The following is a 16,398-nucleotide window of genomic DNA, read 5'->3' as shown; positions in this document are numbered from 1 at the left end:
GACTCAGAACCTCTCCGGCTTGACGAGGGCGAGGACGAGATAGCCGAGGAGGCCGGCGGCCACCAGCAGACCGATGATGTTTTCGGCACTCACAGCTTGGCCACCCCCTTGGCGATGAAGGCCACCAGAGCGAAGACCGCGATCGTGGTGACGACGAAGGCCACATCGGCCATCGTGAGCTCCCGGATGCAGGAAGAAGGAAGAACGGATTCTCGGACGAGATGAGAAAACCGCGTTTCAGCCGGGGTACGGCCCTCCTTAACGCGCCCCATACGTCCCGAAGCGTGCTCTTGACGCCTCCTCTACGCGCTCACGCCTCCGGCCGGGCTCGTCGGAGGCCGACGTCGGCCGAGGTCCTCGCCCTCGGCCGACGTGCCGCCTGCCTGGGTCCGTCGGGGGCGGCCTCCGCCGGCCGGCCCCAGGTCGGGGGCTGGAAGGTGGCTCCTTCGTAGGCGGGGAGGTGGATCGTGGAGCCGCAGGAGCAAGTCTCCCGCGGAGTCGCGGAGTCGGGCGCGGTAGTGCCAGGCGCAGGCGAAGCCGGTGACGGAGTACGAGAAGGCGACCAGGAGGCCGAGGGAGAGGAGCGCGTCGCCGAGGAAGTCGGCGGAGAGGGCGGTGAGGCCGATGAGGACGGCGGCGGTGGCCGCCGCCCAGCTGACGGTGCCGACGGCGGGGGTCCCGTAGCGGGGGTGGACACGGGCGAGGGCCCGCGGCAGGGCCCGGTGGGCGGCCATGGAGGGCGAGCCGCGGGGGCCGGACACCAGACAGCTGAGCAGGGCCGAGACCGCCGAGACGCACACGGCGAGCTCGACGACCTTGGAGAGCGGGCCGCCCAGGGCGTGCGGGGCGAGGGAGGCGAGGACGTTGCCCGCGGTCTCCTCGTCGCCGAGGCCGAGGCCCGCGCCGTCGGCGGCGGTGCCGGCGAAGGCGAGCGCGGCGCAGGCGGTGAACAGGTACGTGCAGAGCACGACGAGCGTGGACAGGACGGCGGCGCGGCCGGGAGTGCGGGCGCTGTCCTCGGTCTCCTCGTTGACGGTGATCAGGGCGTCCCAGCCCCAGTAGATGAACAGGCACAGGACGACCGCCTCGGCCATGGCGCCCGCTTCGGTGAAGGCGAAGGGGTCGAACCAGGCGAGCGAGGGCGTGGCGGCGCCGTCCCGGGCGAACGCGGCGGCCCCGAAGCCGATCAGCGCGACCAACTGCAGTCCGACCAGGACGTACTGGACTCCGGCCGCCAGCTGGACGCCCCGATAGGCGAGCAGGGCGACCAGCAGGATGATCAGCAGCGCCGTACCGGTGACGGCCGCGGGGCTCGCGGCGAGCGCGTCAAGGCCCAGCAGGGCGAGCAGGTGCGCCGCGCCGACCTGGGACAGTGCGGCCCTCGCGATGAGCGTGGCGGTCTGGGGCACCCATCCTCCGGCGACCCAGCCGGCCGCCGGGCCGAAGGCCCGCGTGACCCACACGAAGGTGGTCCCGCAGTCGGGCATCTCTTAGCGACGTTCAGATATCGGGTTCACGGCAGAGCGAGGGGCGAGGCGCAGGTGGCACGACGCAAGGACCAGGACGCCCGGCGGGCCCAGCTGGCGGAGGCGGCCGAGCGGGCCCTCCTCGCGCGCGGCCTGGAGGGACTGCGACTGCGGGACGTCGCCGAGGAGGCCGGCATGACCTCGGCCGCGGTCCTGTACTACTACTCCGACCTCGACCAACTGATGCGCGAGACCTTCCAGCAGGCCATCGACCGCTTCTGCCGCGAGCGCGAGACGACGGCCGAGACCTTCGACGACGCCCGCCACCGGATGCACTCCTGCATCGCCGCCGGGGTCGCCACCGGCCCCGACGACCGGCTCCCCCGACTGCTCTTCGAGTACTGGCCCCGCAGCCTGCGCGACCCGCGGGCCGCGGCCCTCGACAGCACGTTGACGGAACGTCAGATCGCGGTCTACTACGGCATTCCCGTACTCGGGCAGGCCCAGGGGCACTTCCGGCTGACCGTCCCCGCGCGCACCGTCGCCGCGTGTCTCGTCGCCATGGAGGACGGCTTCCAGATGAAGGTGCTCGCCGGCCGCAGGACCCGCCCGGGAGGTCGTCGCCGCCCTCTACACGTACGTCCACGCCGCGACGGGCTGCGACCTGGCCGCACGGGCGGGGTAGACCGGACCACCCGTCACACCGGCCGGACCACTCGTCAGATCGCGGGGGCCACCTGCCACATCGCCGGAGCCACCTGCCCCATCGGCCGGACCGCCCGGGAACCATCCTCCGCGTCGCCACGTTCTACAGAAGCGTAGAAGCACATCGACGACGTCTGGAGTGACCGGCCATGGCCCTGTGGGACCGCATCAAGGAATCCGCATCGACGATGCAGACCCAGCTGACGGAGAAGAAGAACGACCTGAAGAGCGGCGCCTTCCGCGACGCCAGCATGGCGATGTGCGCGCTCGTGGCCGCCGCCGACGGGACGATCGACCCCTCCGAGCGCCGCCGGGTCGCACAGCTCATCTCGACGAACGAGGTGTTGCAGAACTTCGACGCGACCGACCTCCAGCGCCGCTTCGACGAGAACCTCAACAAGCTGACGGCCGACTTCGACTTCGGCAGGGTCAGCGTGCTCCAGGAGATCGCCAAGGCGAAGAAGAAGCCGGCCGAGGCCCGCGCCGTCATCCAGATCGGCATCGTCATCGGTGGCGCCGACGGCGACTTCGACAAGACGGAGCAGGCCGTCGTCCGCGAGGCCTGCTTCACCCTCGGCCTGCCGCCGCACGAGTTCGACCTCTGACCCGTCAGGCGTCACCCCTCGGGATCGCCGGGCTCCGCGGCAAGGAGTGCGCGCAGGAGCAGCTCGTCGTGCGGGGAGAGCGCGGTGACGAAGCTGGCCAGCACGGCCTGACGGTCCGTCTCCGCGTCCAGCACCTTGCGCATCCGGAGCGCGGCGAGGCCCGCCTCGTCGGCCACGGCCGTCCAGACGAAGGAGCGCCCCGCGCGTTCGCGCTCGACGGCGCCCTTGCCGTGGAGCCGGGTCAGGATCGTGATCACGGTGGTGTAGGCCAGGTCGCCGCCGAGGCGCTCCTGCACCCATGCGGCGGGCACCGGCCCGGCGGCGCCCTTGAGAACGGAGAGGACGTGCGCCTCCAGCTTTCCCTGACCGCGCCTGCGCGGTGAGAGCTCCGCCTCGCCCTCGCCCCGATCCGCCATGTCGCCGCCCCCTCCCACCGGTTCCGTACCCGTACCCGTCACGCGCCGGAGGCCCGCCACTCGCCGGAGGCCCGGACGCCGGTCACCGGTCACCGGACGCCCGGACGCCGGTCACCGGACGCCGGTCGTCCATCGTACGACCGGCTCGTCGCAGGTCAGAAGACGGAGAGCCCCGTGATGGTGGTGAAGCGGTCCAGGGCGGCGACGCCGGCGACCGAGTTGCCTCGCTCGTCGAGACCCGGGCTCCAGACGCAGAGGGTGCAGCGTCCCGGAACGACGGCGATGATGGCGCCGCCCACTCCGCTCTTGCCGGGGAGCCCGACCCGGTAGGCGAAGTCGCCGGCGGCGTCGTAGGTGCCGCAGGTCATCATCACGGCGTTGACCTGCTTGGCCTGGCTGCGGGTGAGCAGCCGGGAGCCGTCGGAGCGGATGCCGTGCCGGGCGAGGAAGCCGGTGGCGACGGCGAGATCGGCGCAGGAGGCCTCGATGGAGCACTGCCTGAAGTACTCGCGGAGCAGGGTCGGCACGGGCGTGGAGATGTTGCCGTAGGAGGCCATGAAGTGGGCGAGGGCGGCGTTGCGGTCGCCGTGGGCGGTCTCGGACGCGACGACGTCCCGGTTGAAGTCGAGGTCCGGGTTGGCGGACTCCGCGCGCAGGAAGTCGAGGAGGCTGCCGGAGGCGTCGCCGGTCATCCGGTGCAGGCGGTCGGTGACGACGAGGGCGCCGGCGTTGATGAAGGGGTTGCGGGGGATGCCGTGCTCGTACTCCAGCTGGACGAGCGAGTTGAAGGGGTTGCCGGAGGGTTCGCGGCCGACGTGCTCCCAGAGACTGTCGCCCTCCCGGGCGAGGTCGAGGGCGAGCGTGAACACCTTGGTGACGGACTGGGTGGAGAAGGGCTGCTGCCACTCCCCCACCCCGTACACCGTGCCGTCGAGCTCCGCCACGGCCATCCCGAAGCGGTTCGGGTCGACGGCGGCGAGGGCCGGGATGTAGTCGGCGGGGCGACCTCGGCCGGCGAGGCTCTCGATCTCCTCGCCGATGCGTTCGAGTACGGGTAGGAAGGACTGCACCATGAGCGCATTGTGCCTGGTCGGCTCAGTTCTCCGCCGTGTCGGGGACGCCGGTCTCCGGCATCTCGTCGAGGGCGTACGGGTGCACGTACCGCGCGTCGTCGAAGGGCGTGAACCACGTGCCGAAGCCGAGCGTCGCCCCGCCCTCGGCGGCCCCGCCCTCCGCCTGGTCCTGGAGCCACGCGAAGTCCATGTCCTCGTAGACCTCGCCGGCGAAGCGCCCGAGGGCGGCGGCGACGTCCTCGTCCAGGAGTCCGTGCAGGTCGAGCGTGACGTGGGCCTGTTCGATGAGGAGCTTCAGTACGAGCTCCTCGGCGAGGCAGCCGAGCTTCCGGAAGCTGCCGTCGGTGAACCGGGTGGTCAGGGCGATCGCGGTCACCAGGAAGCGGCGCGCGAAGAGTTCGTTGTACTGGTGGGCGTGGCGCGAGGGCAGTTGGTCGAGATGCCACAGATGGCCCTGGCACTCGGCGACGGTGGTGTCCTCCTCGGCGAGGGCCTGGACGTCGTCGTACAGCTCGTCGATGAGGACCTCGGCGCCGTACACCAGGGAGCCGGCGGCGAGTTCGGCGCTCTCGGGCGTGACCGCCGCGATCCCGTCCCCCGCCTCCGGACGGGCCTCCGACTCCCCCGCCGACTCCGGCTCCCCCGCCGACTCGGCTTCGTCCGGCCCGCCCGCCTCCACCGGCCCCGTCCCGGCGACCGCCTCCACCGGCCCCGTCCCCGCGACCGCCTCCACCGGCCCCTCCGTCACGCCGAAGGTGGCCGGGGTGAAGGAGCGCAGGCGGGTCGCCAGGGTGCGGAAGGCGGCCTCGTGGTCCTGCGCCTCCCGCTCAGCCTCGTCGGGGGTGTCGGGCTTCGCCGTGTGGTGGGCCCGGCGCGCCTGCGGGTCGCTGGGCGGGGCGCCGGGCCCGTCGGCCGCTTCGAGGCTCTCGCGCGCCGCGTCGGTGTGCAGCTGGACCTCGCTGCTCTCGACGGTCCACTCGGCCAGCAGCTCCGACCGCTCCAGGACCTCCTCGCTCACGGAGCCGACCGCTTCCTCCGCGAACTCCAGCGACGGTGCCGCGACCATCACCTTCAGGAGCGCCCCGCCCGGGTGGACGGCCACGGCGACGTCGAACAGGTCCATCTCCATGCCGTCGGCGCCTTCGATACCGGCCACCGACGCGAAGCCCTGCTCCAGGAGGGCGGCGGCTCCCACGCGGTGCAGCCCGTCCAGCTCCGGAGCACCCTCCGGAATGCGTATTTCCACGGTTACGACATAGGTCACGGACGAAAGCGTGCCAGGCCGGGGCGGGGGGACGCGGGTGTTCGGGGAAGCTTTTCGCGTACGGCGGGAGCCGGCGCCCCCCTGAGGGACACCGGCTCCTGGTGGGGGCTGGGGGTCAGGCGACGAGCTCGGGCTTCTCCGTGCCCTTCGTGTCCCCCGTACCTCCCGTCTCACCCGTGTCCGTCCCATCCCCCGCGGGGGCCTTCTTGCCGTCCCGCATGACCAGGGTGGCGAGGACGGCCGCGGCGAGGACGCCGATCGCGCTGATCGTGAAGGTGGTGGACATCGAGGTGGTGAAGGCCTCGCGGGCCGCGTCGATCATCGCGGTGTCGCCCTTGGCGGCGGCCAGCGCCCCACCGATCGACTGCTTGGCCTGCTCGGGGACGTCGGCCGGCATCTCCCGGGAGAAGGTGCTGGTGAGGAGCGAGCCGAGGATGGCGATGCCGAGCGCGGTGCCGGCCTGCTGGATGGTGTCGTTGAGGGCGGAGCCGACGCCCGCCTTCTCCTCGGGGATGGTGCTCATCAGGGCGCCGACGGCGGCCGGCATCGCGAGGCCGGCGCCGAGGCCGAGCAGCCCCAGGGCGACGGCCGGGACGGTGAAGCCGGAGTGGGCGTCGACCGTGGTCAGCAGGGCGAAGGAGCCGGCCATCACGAGCATGCCCACGAGGATCAGGACACGGTTGCCGACCTTGGCCGCGAGTCCGGCGCCGGCGCCGTTGCCGATGAGGGCGGCGACGGCGAGCGGGACGAAGGCGAGGCCCGCCTTGACCGGCGAGTAGCCGAGGACGAACTGCAGGTACTGGGTGAGGACGAGCAGCAGACCGCCGTTGCCGATCTGCACGAGCGTCAGCGAGAGCGAACCACCGCTGAAGTTGCGGTGCTTGAAGAGGACCAGCGGCACCATCGGCGCGGGGGTGACGTTCTCCCAGATCACGAAGCCGACGAGGGCGACGACCGCGACGGCCAGGGTGACGAGCGAGCGGCCCTCGAAGGCGCCGTGCTGCGGGATCTCGATGATCCACCAGATCAGCGCGGTCATGCCGACGACGGAGAGGATCGCGCCGAGCGGGTCGGGCTTCTGCCAGGGGCCCTTCGACTCCGGCATGAGGGTGAGGGCGGCGAGGACGGCGAGGACGACGACCGGGACGTTGATGAAGAAGATCGACTGCCACGAGAACCGGTCGATCAGGACGCCACCGAGGACCGGGCTGCCGACGAGGCCGAGCATCGACACGGAGCCCCAGGCCGCCATCGCCTTGGGCCGCTCGTCCTCGTCGAAGACGGTGATGAGGATGGAGAGCGTCGAGGGCATGATCAGCGCGCCGCCGACACCCATCGTGATCCGTGCGGCGATGACCTCGCCGGGGCTGGAGCAGAAGGTCGCGGCCAGTGACGCCGCGCCGAAGAGCAGCAGGCCGATGATCATGATCTTCCGTCGGCCGAACCGGTCACCGAGGCTTCCGGAGGTCAGGAGGAGCCCCGCGAAGACCAGGATGTAGGAGTCCAGGATCCACTGGATGTCCTGGGCACTGGCGCCGATGTCCTCGGTCATCGAGGGGACCGCGACGGTCAGGGCCATGCTGTCGACCACCAGGACCAGGGTGCTGAGGCACAGCACGACCAGGATCCACCAGCGGCGTGGGTTGCGGCTTTCCATGGGACTTCCCCCTCGACTTTCGTCTCGTGTTGCTGCGTTTCCCGCGATGCGAACACTGTACGCAGATGCGCACACTGTTCGCAAGACTCGACGCCTGTACGCTGGCGCGAACGCCGTACGCAGCGAAGGAGGGCCCATGGCCGCCAAGGCGAACCCCGTCCCGTCCGTATGGACGCGACAGCAGTCCGCACCCGATCAGCCCGCGCTCAGCCGGACCGCGATCGTCCGCGAGGCGATCGTCATGCTGGACGCCGACGGCATCGAGGCGCTGAGCATGCGCAAGCTCGGCGCCCGGCTGAACGCCGGCGCCACCTCGCTCTACCGCCATGTCGCGACCAAGGACGAGCTCATGGAGCTCGCCGTGGACGAGGTCGCCGCCGAGATCACCGTGCCCCCGGCCGACGCCGCCCGCGGCGGATCCGGCTGGCGCGCCGCCGCGACCGAGGCCGCGGGCTCCTTCCGCGCGACGGCCCTGCGCCACCCCTGGCTCTCGTCCGTCCTCGGCCAGGCGGGCCTCGCCTACCTGGGCCCGAACCTGATGTCGTACTCGGAGCGGCTCGCCGCGCTGTTCGCGGCGGCCGGGTTCCCCGAGCCGAGCCGGGCGATCGACACGCTCCTGTCGTACGTCATCGGGATGAGCACGACGGAGGCCGCCTGGCTCACCACGGTCGCCCGCTCCGGCGAGACCGAGGCCGACTTCATCGCCCGTCTGATGCCCGCCGCCCAGCAGGCCGCGGCCGACCACGACCACCTCGCCGAGGCGTACGCCGAGGCCGCCGTCCACGCGACCCTCGACCCCGTCGCCATCCGCGACACCAAGTTCACCTACGGCCTCGACGTCGTCCTTGACGGCCTGGAGATGCGCCTGCCCCGCTGAGAAGCGCCGGGCGGAGCGGGTCGGACGGGGGTGCCGGCCGGACGGGGTGTCAGTCGTGCCAGGGCTCGCCGCTCACCACGTGGTCGGCGCGGCTGATCGCCTCGACGACCAGCCGCTTGAGGTGGCCGTCCGGCATGGCGTACACGACCCGCCGCCCGTCCTTCCGGGACTGCACGAGGCCGCCGAGGCGCAGCTTCGCCAGGTGCTGGCTCACGGCAGGGCGCGCGGCCCCGCACGCCTCGGTCAGGGCGCTGACGTCGGCCTCTCCACGCGTGAGCAGCCACAGCAGGTGGAGCCGGGTGGGGTCGGAGAGGAGCGCGAACACCTCCGCCGCCGCGGCGAGTTCCCGCGCCCCCGGCGTCCGCTCGTGCGCCCGGGACGCGACGCGCGCGCGAGACACGGCGCCCGCCCCGGCATCCGCCGTGGGGTGCTCGGGGCCTGTGGCGACTGCCGGATCTGCGCGCTCGGACATGGGGCCATCGTAGGCAGACCCGCAAGGGCTGGGCCCTCGGCCCTTCCGACCGGATTCCCCGGCCTGTACGTTCGCCCGTTCGGGTGAGCGCAAAGGTGCGACCGGCCTCGGCGCAGCACCGCCGGCGACCCGTCGCACCTTCAGTCGCGGCCCCCCGTCAGAGGCGCAGCTCCTTCGCCTCGAAGCGGCCGTCGCCGAGGACCAGGACGAAGGTCACCTGCTGACCCTCGGAGAGCGTCCGGACCTCTCCCTCGATGTCCGTCGCGCTGAAGTACACCTGCTCCTCGGAGCCCACGGGGACGATGAATCCGTACCCGCCGAGACGGTTGAAGAACTGGACGAACCCTTTGCTTCTGCCTTCCACAGCGGCCTCCCTGTCGTCACCGGCGAAGTGCCTCTCAGGGGAGATCTACCCCGTCGGCGCGGGCTTCGCCCGTCGTGGGACGCCCGCGCGCCACGGCCCGGTGGCCGGGGTGGTCCCGGTGTACGGGGTGGTCCCGGTGTACGGGGCACCCTCCGCGATCTCGTAGAATCTTGAACAGAGGCCTGGTGTCGGAGATCCCCCGTGTCCGGCACCGGGCCTCGTCGACCTCTCCGGGCCCTTCGCGCCCCGCCGCTCCCCGCTCCCCTGTTCTCCCGCCGTCAGCGGCCTCCGGGGTACGCGGTCCTCGCCGTGATCCGGGCGATGCGCCGCGCCGACTCCTCCGGGGGGGCCACGGGCTGGACGATGTGGCTGACCGTGAGCCGCACGATCGTCTCGACCGCGAGCCCCCGCGACTCCTCGTCCACATCGGGCCAGGCCTCGATCGCGTACGCGTCGAGCATTGTCATGGCCGTCCCGAAGACCGGCTCCGGGCGGGTGGTCAGATAGGCGAGGAGATCGTCCTCGCCGCCCCGCGCGGCCACCAGGACCCCCTTGATCAGGGGGTTGTCCAAGGCCTGCTGGAGCGTGTAGCCGACCCCGGCGGCGGCCGCGGCCTCCAGCTCGCCCCGGTGGGCGTCGAGTTCGCGCTGGATGCCGAGCAGGAAGCCCTCCAGCTCGCGCTGGACCAGGGCCTTGCCGATGGCCTCCTTCGAGCCGAACTCGTTGTAGAGCGTCTGGCGGCTGATCCCGGCGGCCCGCGCGATGGCGGTCATGCGCAGCCCGCCCCAGCCCTCGGCGGCGACGAGGCGGTAGGCGCCGTCGAGTACCTGCTCGCGCAGCAGGGACCGGACGCTCTCGCGGAAACGTGTCATCGTGGCCCCACCTTATCCATGGGGGCGGGCCCACCTGCCCCGGTGCGGGAGCGCTCCCGCACCGGGTCCACGGCGAGACCGGGGCCGCCGCCGAAGGTCGGATCGGGGGCGGGGCTGGGGGCGGGGGCAGCGGCAGCGCCGCCGGTGGGATCAGGGCCGGGCTCAGGCGCCCGGGGTCTCCTCGCGCAGCCAGTGGGCGGCCGCGGCGAGCAGCGCTGTCACGCCGACGGGGATCGTCGGGCCCGGTACGGGCGCGAAGTGGGGCGAGTGGTTGGCGGGGACGGTGTCGGGGAGGCCGTCCTCCAGGAGGGAGCCGGGGGCGACGCCCGCGTACAGGGCGGGGTCGGCGCCGCCGAAGTGCCAGAAGACCGAGGGGACTTCGAGCGCGGTGCCGAAGACTCCGAAGTCCTCGCTGCCGGTGATGACCTGGGGCAGGGTGAAGACCCTTCCCTCTCCCAGGGCCTCGGTGAGGGCGGCCTGGACGAGGGCGGTCGCGGGCCCGTCGTTGACGGTGACCGGGAAGGAGTTGAAGGGGACGATCTCCGGTTCCTTCGGGGCGCCCGAGGCGGCGGCCTCCGCGCGGACGATGCGGGTGACGGCGGCCAGGATCCGGTCCCGTACGGCCGGGGTGGTCGAGCGGATGTTGATCCGCAGCTCGGCGGTGTCCGGGATGATGTTCTCCTTCGTCCCGGCGTGCAGCGAGCCGACGGTGACGACCCCGGTCTGCGAGGCGCCGATCTCCCGGGAGACGACGGTCTGGAGGCGCATGACGACCGCGGCGGCCATCACGACCGGGTCGACGGCCGTCTCGGGGCTGGACCCGTGGCCACCGCGGCCGAAGAGGGTCACACGGAGACTGTCGGACGCGGCCATGACCGGGCCGGGGCGGGTGCCGAGGAAGCCGACCGGCGCCGGGGCGACGTGCTGGCCGAGGCAGATCTCGGCGCGGGGGAAGCGGTCGAGGAAGCCGTCCCCGATCATGGCGGGCGCGCCGCCGACCTCCTCGGCGGGCTGGAACACGGCGACGACGGTGCCGCTCCAGGCCTCGCGGTGGGCGGCGAGCCGGTCCGTGGCGCCGAGGAGACAGGTCACGTGCATGTCGTGCCCGCAGGCGTGCATGACGGGGACCTCGTTGCCGTCCGGGTCGGTTCCGGTGGCGGTGGAGGCGTACGGCAGCCCCGTCTCCTCCTTCACGGGCAGGGCGTCCATGTCGGCGCGGAGCAGGACGACGGGTCCTGGGCCGTTGACGAGGACGCCGACGACTCCGGTGCCGCCGACGCCCTCGGTGACCTCCCAGCCCTGGGCGCGCAGCCACGTGGCGACGACGCCGGCCGTGCGGAACTCCTGGAAGGAGAGCTCGGGATGGGCGTGCAGGTCCTCGTAGAGGGCGAGGAGGTCGGGGAGCCGCTCGTCGAGCCCGGACAGGAGCGGGGCGACGGTGGCCCCGACGACGGCTTCGACAGCGGCTTCGGGGACGCCGGCGGCTTCGGGGGTCATGCGGATTCCTTTACGGGGCTCGGGGAACGGGGCGCGCGGTCCGCCGCATCGCGGAAGGCGGTGGCGTCCTGCGGGGTCAGGCAGGCCATGACGGCGGCGATGACCGCGCCGAGGACGAGGAAGCCGAAGGCGATCTGGAAGGAGAAGGCGTCGGCGAGCGCTCCCATGACCGGTGGGGCGACGATGCCCGCGACCTGGCCGCCGGCGATGATCACGGCGCCGCCCACGCCCACGTACTCGGGGGTGAGACCGGACATGGGGACGGCGAAGATCGGCATGTAGGCGAGGGAGGCGGCGAAGATCGCGACGGTGCCGAAGACGACGAAGCCGGTGAGGGACGGCGTGTTCGCCATGAGGAGCAGGGCGACGGCGGCGACGCTCATGCCGGGGACGATGACCTTGCGGTGGTGGCCGCCGAGCCGGTCGGAGAGCCGGCCGCCGAGGACGGTGGCGGCGGCGGCCCCGAGCGCCGGGACGGCGACGAGGGCTCCGGCCGCCGTGAGGGAGACCCCGTGCTCCTCGCTGAGGTACGAGGGGACCCAGGTGTTGAGGCCCCAGACGATCGTGCTGTAGCCGAACATCATGAGGGAGAACCGCCACAGGACGCCCTTGCGCAGGACCTCGCGCAGCGGAGGGCGGGCGGCGGCCTCCGGCGGCGGGGCGCCGTCCGCCCCGGGCAGGGGGGCGGGGAGCCAGAGGCGTACGGCGACGAGCGCGACGAGCCCGAGGGCGGCGGTGGACCAGAAGGCCGAGCGCCAGCCGAAGACGGCGACGAGCGGGGCGACGGCGAGCGGGGTGAGGACGGCGGCGATCGCGTTGGAGCTCATCACCGTGCCGTTGGCGCCCATGCGCTCCTCCGGCCGCGTGCGCTCGACCAGGACCTTCATCGCGGCGGGCGGGAAGACGCCCTCGGCCACGCCGAAGGCGAAGCGCAGGGCGAGGAGCACGGCGAAGGACCAGGCGAAGCCGGTGAGGGCGGTGAAGACCGACCAGGCGAGGAGCGCCCAGAGGGTCACCCGCCGGCCGCCGAACCGGTCGGCGAGCATGCCGCCGGGGATCTGGCAGAGGGCGTAGGCGAGGAAGAAGGCGGAGACGACGAAGCCCTGCTGGGTGCGGTCGAGGTCGAACTCCACGCCGATCGACGGCAGCACGAGATTGATCACGAGCCGGTCGGCGTAGTCGACGAGCCAGGCGGCGAAGAGCAGGACGACCGTGATCCGGACGGTCCTGCGGTGCGCGGGCGGCGCCGCCGGGGGTGCGGGAAGGGGCGGAGCAGGCACGGTACTCCTCTCACGGTGGGCCGATCACGGTGGGCCGATCACGGTGGCCGATCTCAGTGGGCCGAAACTGGCCGTCGGCCCGAAGTGCCCCTACGATCCGGTCCATGAGCGCGAATCCCCGAGAACTGCCGGAAAGCCTCACCACACATCTCTTCTCGCCGGATTCCCGCGCCGACGACTCCGCCACGGGGTTCTCCGAACTGGATCTCGCACTGATCGACGCGCTCCAGGCCGCCCCCCGCGCGCCGTGGACCCGGATCGGGCGCGCGCTCGGCGTGGACGCGACGACGGCGGCCCGCCGCTTCGAACGGCTCCGGGCCGGCGGGCTCGCCTGGGTCACCGCGTACGACGCCGCGAAGACGGCGACGGTCGCCTACGTCGAGGTGCGGTGCCGGCCCCGGGCCTTCGACCGGGTGAGCGCGGCGGTGACGGCGCTGCCGTGGGTGTTCAGCGTCGACGAGACGGCCGGGGACTTCGACCTCTTCCTCTCCGTCGCCGCCCCCGACCTGCCGTCCCTGGGACGCGCGGTGCACGGCGGGATCGGCGGCCTGCGCGGGGTGCGCTCGACCCGTACGAGGCTGGGCATCACGCTCTACGGGGAGGGGCGCGACTGGCGGATGCGGGCGATGAACCCGGCGGAACGGGCCGGGCTCAGCGGGCCGCACGGCCCGCACCCCCGTACGTACAGCACCCACCTCCACGAGCGACCGGGGCCGCAGGACCAGGCGCTGCTCGGCGCGCTCGGCGGTGACGGGCGGCTCGGATACGCGGAGCTCGGCGCGCGGACGGGCATGAGCGAGCACACGGCGCGGCGCAGGCTCCAGCGGATGATCCGCGACGGGGACATCTCGCTGCGCTGCGATCTGGCGCACCCGCTGGCGGGGCTGTCCACGATGGTGGTCTACCGGACGTCCGTGCCGCACACCCTCCTGGAGCAGACGGGGAACGCGCTGGCCCGGCTCGAACAGGTGCGGATGTGCGTGTCGGTGAGCGGTCCGTACAACCTTCTCGTCCTGGTCTGGCTGCACGGCCTCGGCGCCGTGGACCCCTTCGAGGCGCTCCTCGCGGAGCGCTTCCCTGCGCTTGAGGTGCAGGACCGGACGGTCTCCCTGCTGTCCCGGAAGCGCATGGGCTGGCTGCTCGACGAGCAGGGGCGGGCCGAGGGCCGCGTCCCGCTGGGGCTGCCCACGTACTGACCGGGCGGACGCCCGTCCGGTGACGCGCCGTGAAAAAACCTTCCCAACGGTTTGTTCTTGACCTGCTCGCCCGGAGCTCATCGCCGTCCCGCGACGGAAGGCCCACGAGCCCCCTGTGAGTAGGTAAATCCGACAACACCGAAGCGCCCTGGATCGCAGCGAAAACTCGTAGAATACCAATCAGTCGGTTTGAGGTCGTCGGGTGGTTCGGTGCGACGGGGTGTATGTCCGTGCCGCTGCGACGCATGGTGCTACTGGAGCCGTTGGTGACCAAACAAGAGCGGGGCGCGCGGACCCGCGACGCGCTGATCAGATCGGCGGCGGTCGAGTTCGACCTGCACGGCTACGCCCTGGCCACACTGTCCGCGATCAGCTTGGGAGCAGGCGTCAGCCCCGGGGCGCTCCACTTCCACTTCGACAACAAGGCGGCGGTCGCCGAGGCCGTCGAGGGCGCGGCCTGCGCGACCCTGCGACGGACCGCCCGGATCGCGTACCGCCACCGGTCGAACGCCCTGCAGAACCTCGCGGACACCACGCACGCGCTCGCCCGCCTGTTCCGCGAGGACATCGTCGTACGCGCCGGCTTCCGGCTCAGCTGCGCGAGCGACTGCCGTACGGAGCTGAATCTGCGCCAGGAATGGCAGAGCTGCGTCCAGCAACGGCTCGCGGAGGCGGCCGACGAGGGCCTCCTCGCCGCCGGGATCGGGCGTCAGCAGGACCTGGCGCGGACGGTCGTCGCCGCCACCGTCGGTCTGGTGACCCTCTGCCAGGACAACGCCGAGTGGCTTTCCCCGCACACGGTCACCGGGTTGTGGCGGACACTCCTGCCGACCCTGTCGGCCCCCGACGCGCTCGCGGGTCTGGAACCGGCCGGCAGCGCGGCCGTGATCACCCGCTCGGTGGCCCCGGTCGGCTGACCGCGACTCTCAGAGCGCGCTTCCTCCCGTGGCGTCCACGTACTGGCCGGTGATCCAGCGGGCGTCGTCGGAGACGAGGAACGCGACGATGTCCGCGATGTCGGCCGGTGTCCCGATCCGGTTGAAGACCGAGTAGGCGGCGAGGGCGGCGCTCGCCTCCGGGGTCGCCCTGCGGCGGGCGTTCATGTCCGTCGCGACGAAGCCGGGGGCCACGGCGTTGACCGTGATCCCCCGGGGTCCCAGCTCCTTGGCGAGGGCGAGCGTCATCGTGTCGAGCGCGCCCTTCGTCATGGAGTAGGTGACGGAGTCGGGGAAGGCGATCCTCGTCGCCGCCGAGGAGATGGTGACGATCCGGCCGCCGTCGCGCAGCCGGTCGAGGCCCCGCTGGATCAGGAACAGCGGGGCCTTCACGTTGATCGCGAACAAGCGGTCGAAGACCTCGGGGGTCAGTTCGTTGATCCGGCCGGAGCCGCTGGCGGCAGCGTTGTTCACGAGGATGTCGAACCCGGGCTCCGCGCCGCACTCCACGAGGCCGGCGTCGAGCGCCGCGTAGAACGTGTCGACGACGTCGGGCGCTTCGAGGTCCGCGCGGAACGCGAAGGCCCGGCCGCCCTCCTCCTCGATGTGCTTCACCGTCTCGCGGGCGGCGTCCTCGTTGCTGCCGTAGTGCACGGCGACGAGGGCCCCGTCCCTGGCGAGTCGCTCGGCGATGCCTCTTCCGATGCCGCGGCTCGCGCCCGTGACGATCGCGGTCCTGCCGGCCAGCGCGGACATGTCGGTGGTGCCTTCTTTCGGTTCGGGAGGGAGCGACGTGGTTCCGGTCAGGAGGGGCGACGAGGCTCCGGTCAGGAGGGGGCGACGAGGTTCCGGTACCACCGCGCGTGGGCGTCGAACCCCGCGGTGAAGCCCGGTCCCGGGTCGCAGCCGAGCTCCCGCCACGGGCGGTCGTCGGCGAACCAGTGGTCGGTGGACAGCATGGCGAGGTGGTGACGGCCGAAGGGATGGCCCGCGAGCAGCTCGTGGGCCTCGGCCAGGTCCACCGTCGCCGGCCGTGACCGCCCCGCCGATCCCGCCAGAAGCTCCTCGCAGGGTGCGAGCAGCTCCGCCACCGGCACCGGCTCGGGGTGGTTGACGTAGTACGCGCCCGGCTCCGTACGCGGCGAGAGCGCCGCGCCGAGCAGCGCGCCCGCCAGGCTCTCCACGTCGATCAGGGAGTGCAGCGAGTCGCCCGCGTCGAGCGGGCCGGGCAGCGCCGCGAGCAGCCCGACCAGGCCGGGGACCAGCTGCCGGTCACCCTCCCCGTACACGAGGTGGGGTCGCAGGACGGTCCCGCCGGCGTCCATGACGTGCAGCTCGCCCGCCGCCCGCGTGCGACTGGTCGCCGAGCCGGGAGCCGTCGGCAGGGTGCCGGGGGCGGCGCCCCTGAAGGGGCCGCGACCGTGGACGGCGGCGGTGCTCAGGGCGACGATCCGCGTCACACCGGCGCGCACGGCCACGTCGACGAGGGCCCGGGTGCCCTCGTCGTTGACGCTACGGGCGAGCTCCTCGTCCCCACCGATCGCCGAGGCGCAGTGGATCAGGACGTCGACGCCTTCGCAGGCCCGCCGCAGGGAGTCGGCGTCCCGGAGGTCGCCGATGACGGTCTCGGTCACCGGACCGCCGTCGTGTTCCTCCGCCGTCCGGGCCGGGGGCGCCGTCGGGCGGCGGGCGAGCAGCCGGAGACGGCCGGGCTCCGGC

Annotated in this window: 19 protein-coding genes; 5 read left to right on the top strand and 14 right to left on the bottom strand. The window is 72.6% G+C overall.

Annotated elements, in window-relative coordinates:
- Window positions 1-3 precede the first annotated feature (3 nt).
- From kdpF to ACWFR1_RS27620, 3 genes are read right to left on the bottom strand one after another with little or no spacing between them, the layout of a single operon-like run.
- Window positions 4-93, bottom strand: coding sequence for a K(+)-transporting ATPase subunit F (kdpF, locus tag ACWFR1_RS27630; protein ID WP_056647661.1), 90 nt, complete (start codon window positions 91-93; stop codon window positions 4-6).
- A complete protein-coding gene (locus ACWFR1_RS27625) occupies window positions 90-272 on the bottom strand; it encodes a hypothetical protein (protein ID WP_453555628.1) in 183 nt (60 codons plus the stop codon). Before ACWFR1_RS27625 ends, kdpF begins: the two co-directional genes overlap by 4 nt.
- A 30-nt stretch (window positions 273-302) precedes the next feature.
- A complete protein-coding gene (locus ACWFR1_RS27620) occupies window positions 303-1,487 on the bottom strand; it encodes an APC family permease (protein WP_453555626.1) in 1,185 nt (394 codons plus the stop codon).
- Between the two features lie 54 nt (window positions 1,488-1,541).
- Between ACWFR1_RS27620 and ACWFR1_RS27615 the strand changes: the two genes are divergently transcribed.
- Window positions 1,542-2,288 (top strand): TetR/AcrR family transcriptional regulator, encoded by a 747-nt coding sequence (locus ACWFR1_RS27615; protein WP_453555624.1) that lies wholly within the window; start codon window positions 1,542-1,544, stop codon window positions 2,286-2,288.
- A 32-nt stretch (window positions 2,289-2,320) separates the two neighbouring features.
- A complete protein-coding gene (locus ACWFR1_RS27610) occupies window positions 2,321-2,776 on the top strand; it encodes a tellurite resistance TerB family protein (protein ID WP_453555622.1) in 456 nt (151 codons plus the stop codon).
- Window positions 2,777-2,787: 11 nt separating this feature from the next.
- Here ACWFR1_RS27610 and ACWFR1_RS27605 read toward each other — a convergent pair whose 3' ends face one another.
- From ACWFR1_RS27605 to ACWFR1_RS27590, 4 genes are all read right to left on the bottom strand, one after another.
- Window positions 2,788-3,192, bottom strand: coding sequence for a BlaI/MecI/CopY family transcriptional regulator (locus ACWFR1_RS27605; RefSeq protein WP_453555620.1), 405 nt, complete (start codon window positions 3,190-3,192; stop codon window positions 2,788-2,790).
- Window positions 3,193-3,347: 155 nt separating this feature from the next.
- Window positions 3,348-4,265 (bottom strand): glutaminase, encoded by a 918-nt coding sequence (locus ACWFR1_RS27600; RefSeq protein WP_453555618.1) that lies wholly within the window; start codon window positions 4,263-4,265, stop codon window positions 3,348-3,350.
- Window positions 4,266-4,287: 22 nt separating this feature from the next.
- Window positions 4,288-5,529, bottom strand: coding sequence for a hypothetical protein (locus ACWFR1_RS27595; protein WP_453555616.1), 1,242 nt, complete (start codon window positions 5,527-5,529; stop codon window positions 4,288-4,290).
- Window positions 5,530-5,644: 115 nt separating this feature from the next.
- Window positions 5,645-7,186 carry an MFS transporter gene (locus ACWFR1_RS27590; protein WP_453555614.1) on the bottom strand — a complete coding sequence of 514 codons (1,542 nt, stop codon included), beginning with the start codon at window positions 7,184-7,186 and terminating at the stop codon, window positions 5,645-5,647.
- Window positions 7,187-7,322: 136 nt separating this feature from the next.
- Here ACWFR1_RS27590 and ACWFR1_RS27585 point away from each other — a divergent pair, with 136 nt between their 5' ends.
- A complete protein-coding gene (locus tag ACWFR1_RS27585) occupies window positions 7,323-8,063 on the top strand; it encodes a TetR/AcrR family transcriptional regulator (protein WP_453555612.1) in 741 nt (246 codons plus the stop codon).
- A 49-nt stretch (window positions 8,064-8,112) separates the two neighbouring features.
- Here ACWFR1_RS27585 and ACWFR1_RS27580 read toward each other — a convergent pair whose 3' ends face one another.
- The 5 genes from ACWFR1_RS27580 to ACWFR1_RS27560 form a co-directional block, all read right to left on the bottom strand.
- Window positions 8,113-8,535 carry an ArsR/SmtB family transcription factor gene (locus tag ACWFR1_RS27580; protein WP_453555610.1) on the bottom strand — a complete coding sequence of 141 codons (423 nt, stop codon included), beginning with the start codon at window positions 8,533-8,535 and terminating at the stop codon, window positions 8,113-8,115.
- A 157-nt stretch (window positions 8,536-8,692) separates the two neighbouring features.
- The gene (locus ACWFR1_RS27575; protein WP_453555608.1) at window positions 8,693-8,899 is read right to left on the bottom strand and encodes a cold-shock protein; all 207 of its coding nucleotides are present in this window, start codon (window positions 8,897-8,899) and stop codon (window positions 8,693-8,695) included.
- 278 nt (window positions 8,900-9,177) lie between these two features.
- A complete protein-coding gene (locus ACWFR1_RS27570) occupies window positions 9,178-9,771 on the bottom strand; it encodes a TetR family transcriptional regulator (protein ID WP_453555606.1) in 594 nt (197 codons plus the stop codon).
- A 162-nt stretch (window positions 9,772-9,933) separates the two neighbouring features.
- Window positions 9,934-11,268, bottom strand: a complete 1,335-nt coding sequence (locus ACWFR1_RS27565; protein ID WP_453555604.1) for an amidohydrolase — start codon at window positions 11,266-11,268, stop codon at window positions 9,934-9,936.
- On the bottom strand, window positions 11,265-12,548 hold the full coding sequence (locus tag ACWFR1_RS27560) for an MFS transporter (RefSeq protein ID WP_453555602.1): 1,284 nt from the start codon (window positions 12,546-12,548) through the stop codon (window positions 11,265-11,267). The genes ACWFR1_RS27565 and ACWFR1_RS27560 overlap by 4 nt, the downstream gene beginning before the upstream one ends.
- Before the next feature lie 104 nt (window positions 12,549-12,652).
- Here ACWFR1_RS27560 and ACWFR1_RS27555 point away from each other — a divergent pair, with 104 nt between their 5' ends.
- Entirely contained in the window at window positions 12,653-13,744 is a 1,092-nt protein-coding gene (locus tag ACWFR1_RS27555) for an Lrp/AsnC family transcriptional regulator (protein WP_453555600.1), read from the top strand.
- Between the two features lie 266 nt (window positions 13,745-14,010).
- On the top strand, window positions 14,011-14,661 hold the full coding sequence (locus ACWFR1_RS27550; protein WP_453555598.1) for a ScbR family autoregulator-binding transcription factor: 651 nt from the start codon (window positions 14,011-14,013) through the stop codon (window positions 14,659-14,661).
- 9 nt (window positions 14,662-14,670) lie between these two features.
- Here ACWFR1_RS27550 and ACWFR1_RS27545 read toward each other — a convergent pair whose 3' ends face one another.
- A complete protein-coding gene (locus ACWFR1_RS27545; RefSeq protein WP_453555596.1) occupies window positions 14,671-15,435 on the bottom strand; it encodes an SDR family oxidoreductase in 765 nt (254 codons plus the stop codon).
- Between the two features lie 71 nt (window positions 15,436-15,506).
- Window positions 15,507-16,398: NAD-dependent epimerase/dehydratase family protein (locus tag ACWFR1_RS27540; protein ID WP_453555594.1), on the bottom strand; the 892-nt coding region annotated here is incomplete at its 5' end.

This window comes from Streptomyces sp. NPDC055103 (genome assembly GCF_053607625.1).
This window is presented reverse-complemented; position numbering and strand designations above follow the sequence as displayed.

What these genes read in the sequence shown, in the direction of transcription:
- ACWFR1_RS27590 (WP_453555614.1), bottom strand. Translation starts at nt 7,186, where the DNA reads ATGGAAAGCCGCAACCCACGCCGCTGGTGGATCCTGGTCGTGCTGTGC.
- ACWFR1_RS27580 (WP_453555610.1), bottom strand. Translation starts at nt 8,535, where the DNA reads ATGTCCGAGCGCGCAGATCCGGCAGTCGCCACAGGCCCCGAGCACCCC.
- ACWFR1_RS27545 (WP_453555596.1), bottom strand. Translation starts at nt 15,435, where the DNA reads ATGTCCGCGCTGGCCGGCAGGACCGCGATCGTCACGGGCGCGAGCCGC.
- ACWFR1_RS27585 (WP_453555612.1), top strand. Translation starts at nt 7,323, where the DNA reads ATGGCCGCCAAGGCGAACCCCGTCCCGTCCGTATGGACGCGACAGCAG.
- ACWFR1_RS27565 (WP_453555604.1), bottom strand. Translation starts at nt 11,268, where the DNA reads ATGACCCCCGAAGCCGCCGGCGTCCCCGAAGCCGCTGTCGAAGCCGTC.
- ACWFR1_RS27620 (WP_453555626.1), bottom strand. Translation starts at nt 1,487, where the DNA reads ATGCCCGACTGCGGGACCACCTTCGTGTGGGTCACGCGGGCCTTCGGC.
- ACWFR1_RS27605 (WP_453555620.1), bottom strand. Translation starts at nt 3,192, where the DNA reads ATGGCGGATCGGGGCGAGGGCGAGGCGGAGCTCTCACCGCGCAGGCGC.
- ACWFR1_RS27555 (WP_453555600.1), top strand. Translation starts at nt 12,653, where the DNA reads ATGAGCGCGAATCCCCGAGAACTGCCGGAAAGCCTCACCACACATCTC.
- ACWFR1_RS27570 (WP_453555606.1), bottom strand. Translation starts at nt 9,771, where the DNA reads ATGACACGTTTCCGCGAGAGCGTCCGGTCCCTGCTGCGCGAGCAGGTA.
- ACWFR1_RS27610 (WP_453555622.1), top strand. Translation starts at nt 2,321, where the DNA reads ATGGCCCTGTGGGACCGCATCAAGGAATCCGCATCGACGATGCAGACC.
- ACWFR1_RS27625 (WP_453555628.1), bottom strand. Translation starts at nt 272, where the DNA reads ATGGGGCGCGTTAAGGAGGGCCGTACCCCGGCTGAAACGCGGTTTTCT.
- ACWFR1_RS27600 (WP_453555618.1), bottom strand. Translation starts at nt 4,265, where the DNA reads ATGGTGCAGTCCTTCCTACCCGTACTCGAACGCATCGGCGAGGAGATC.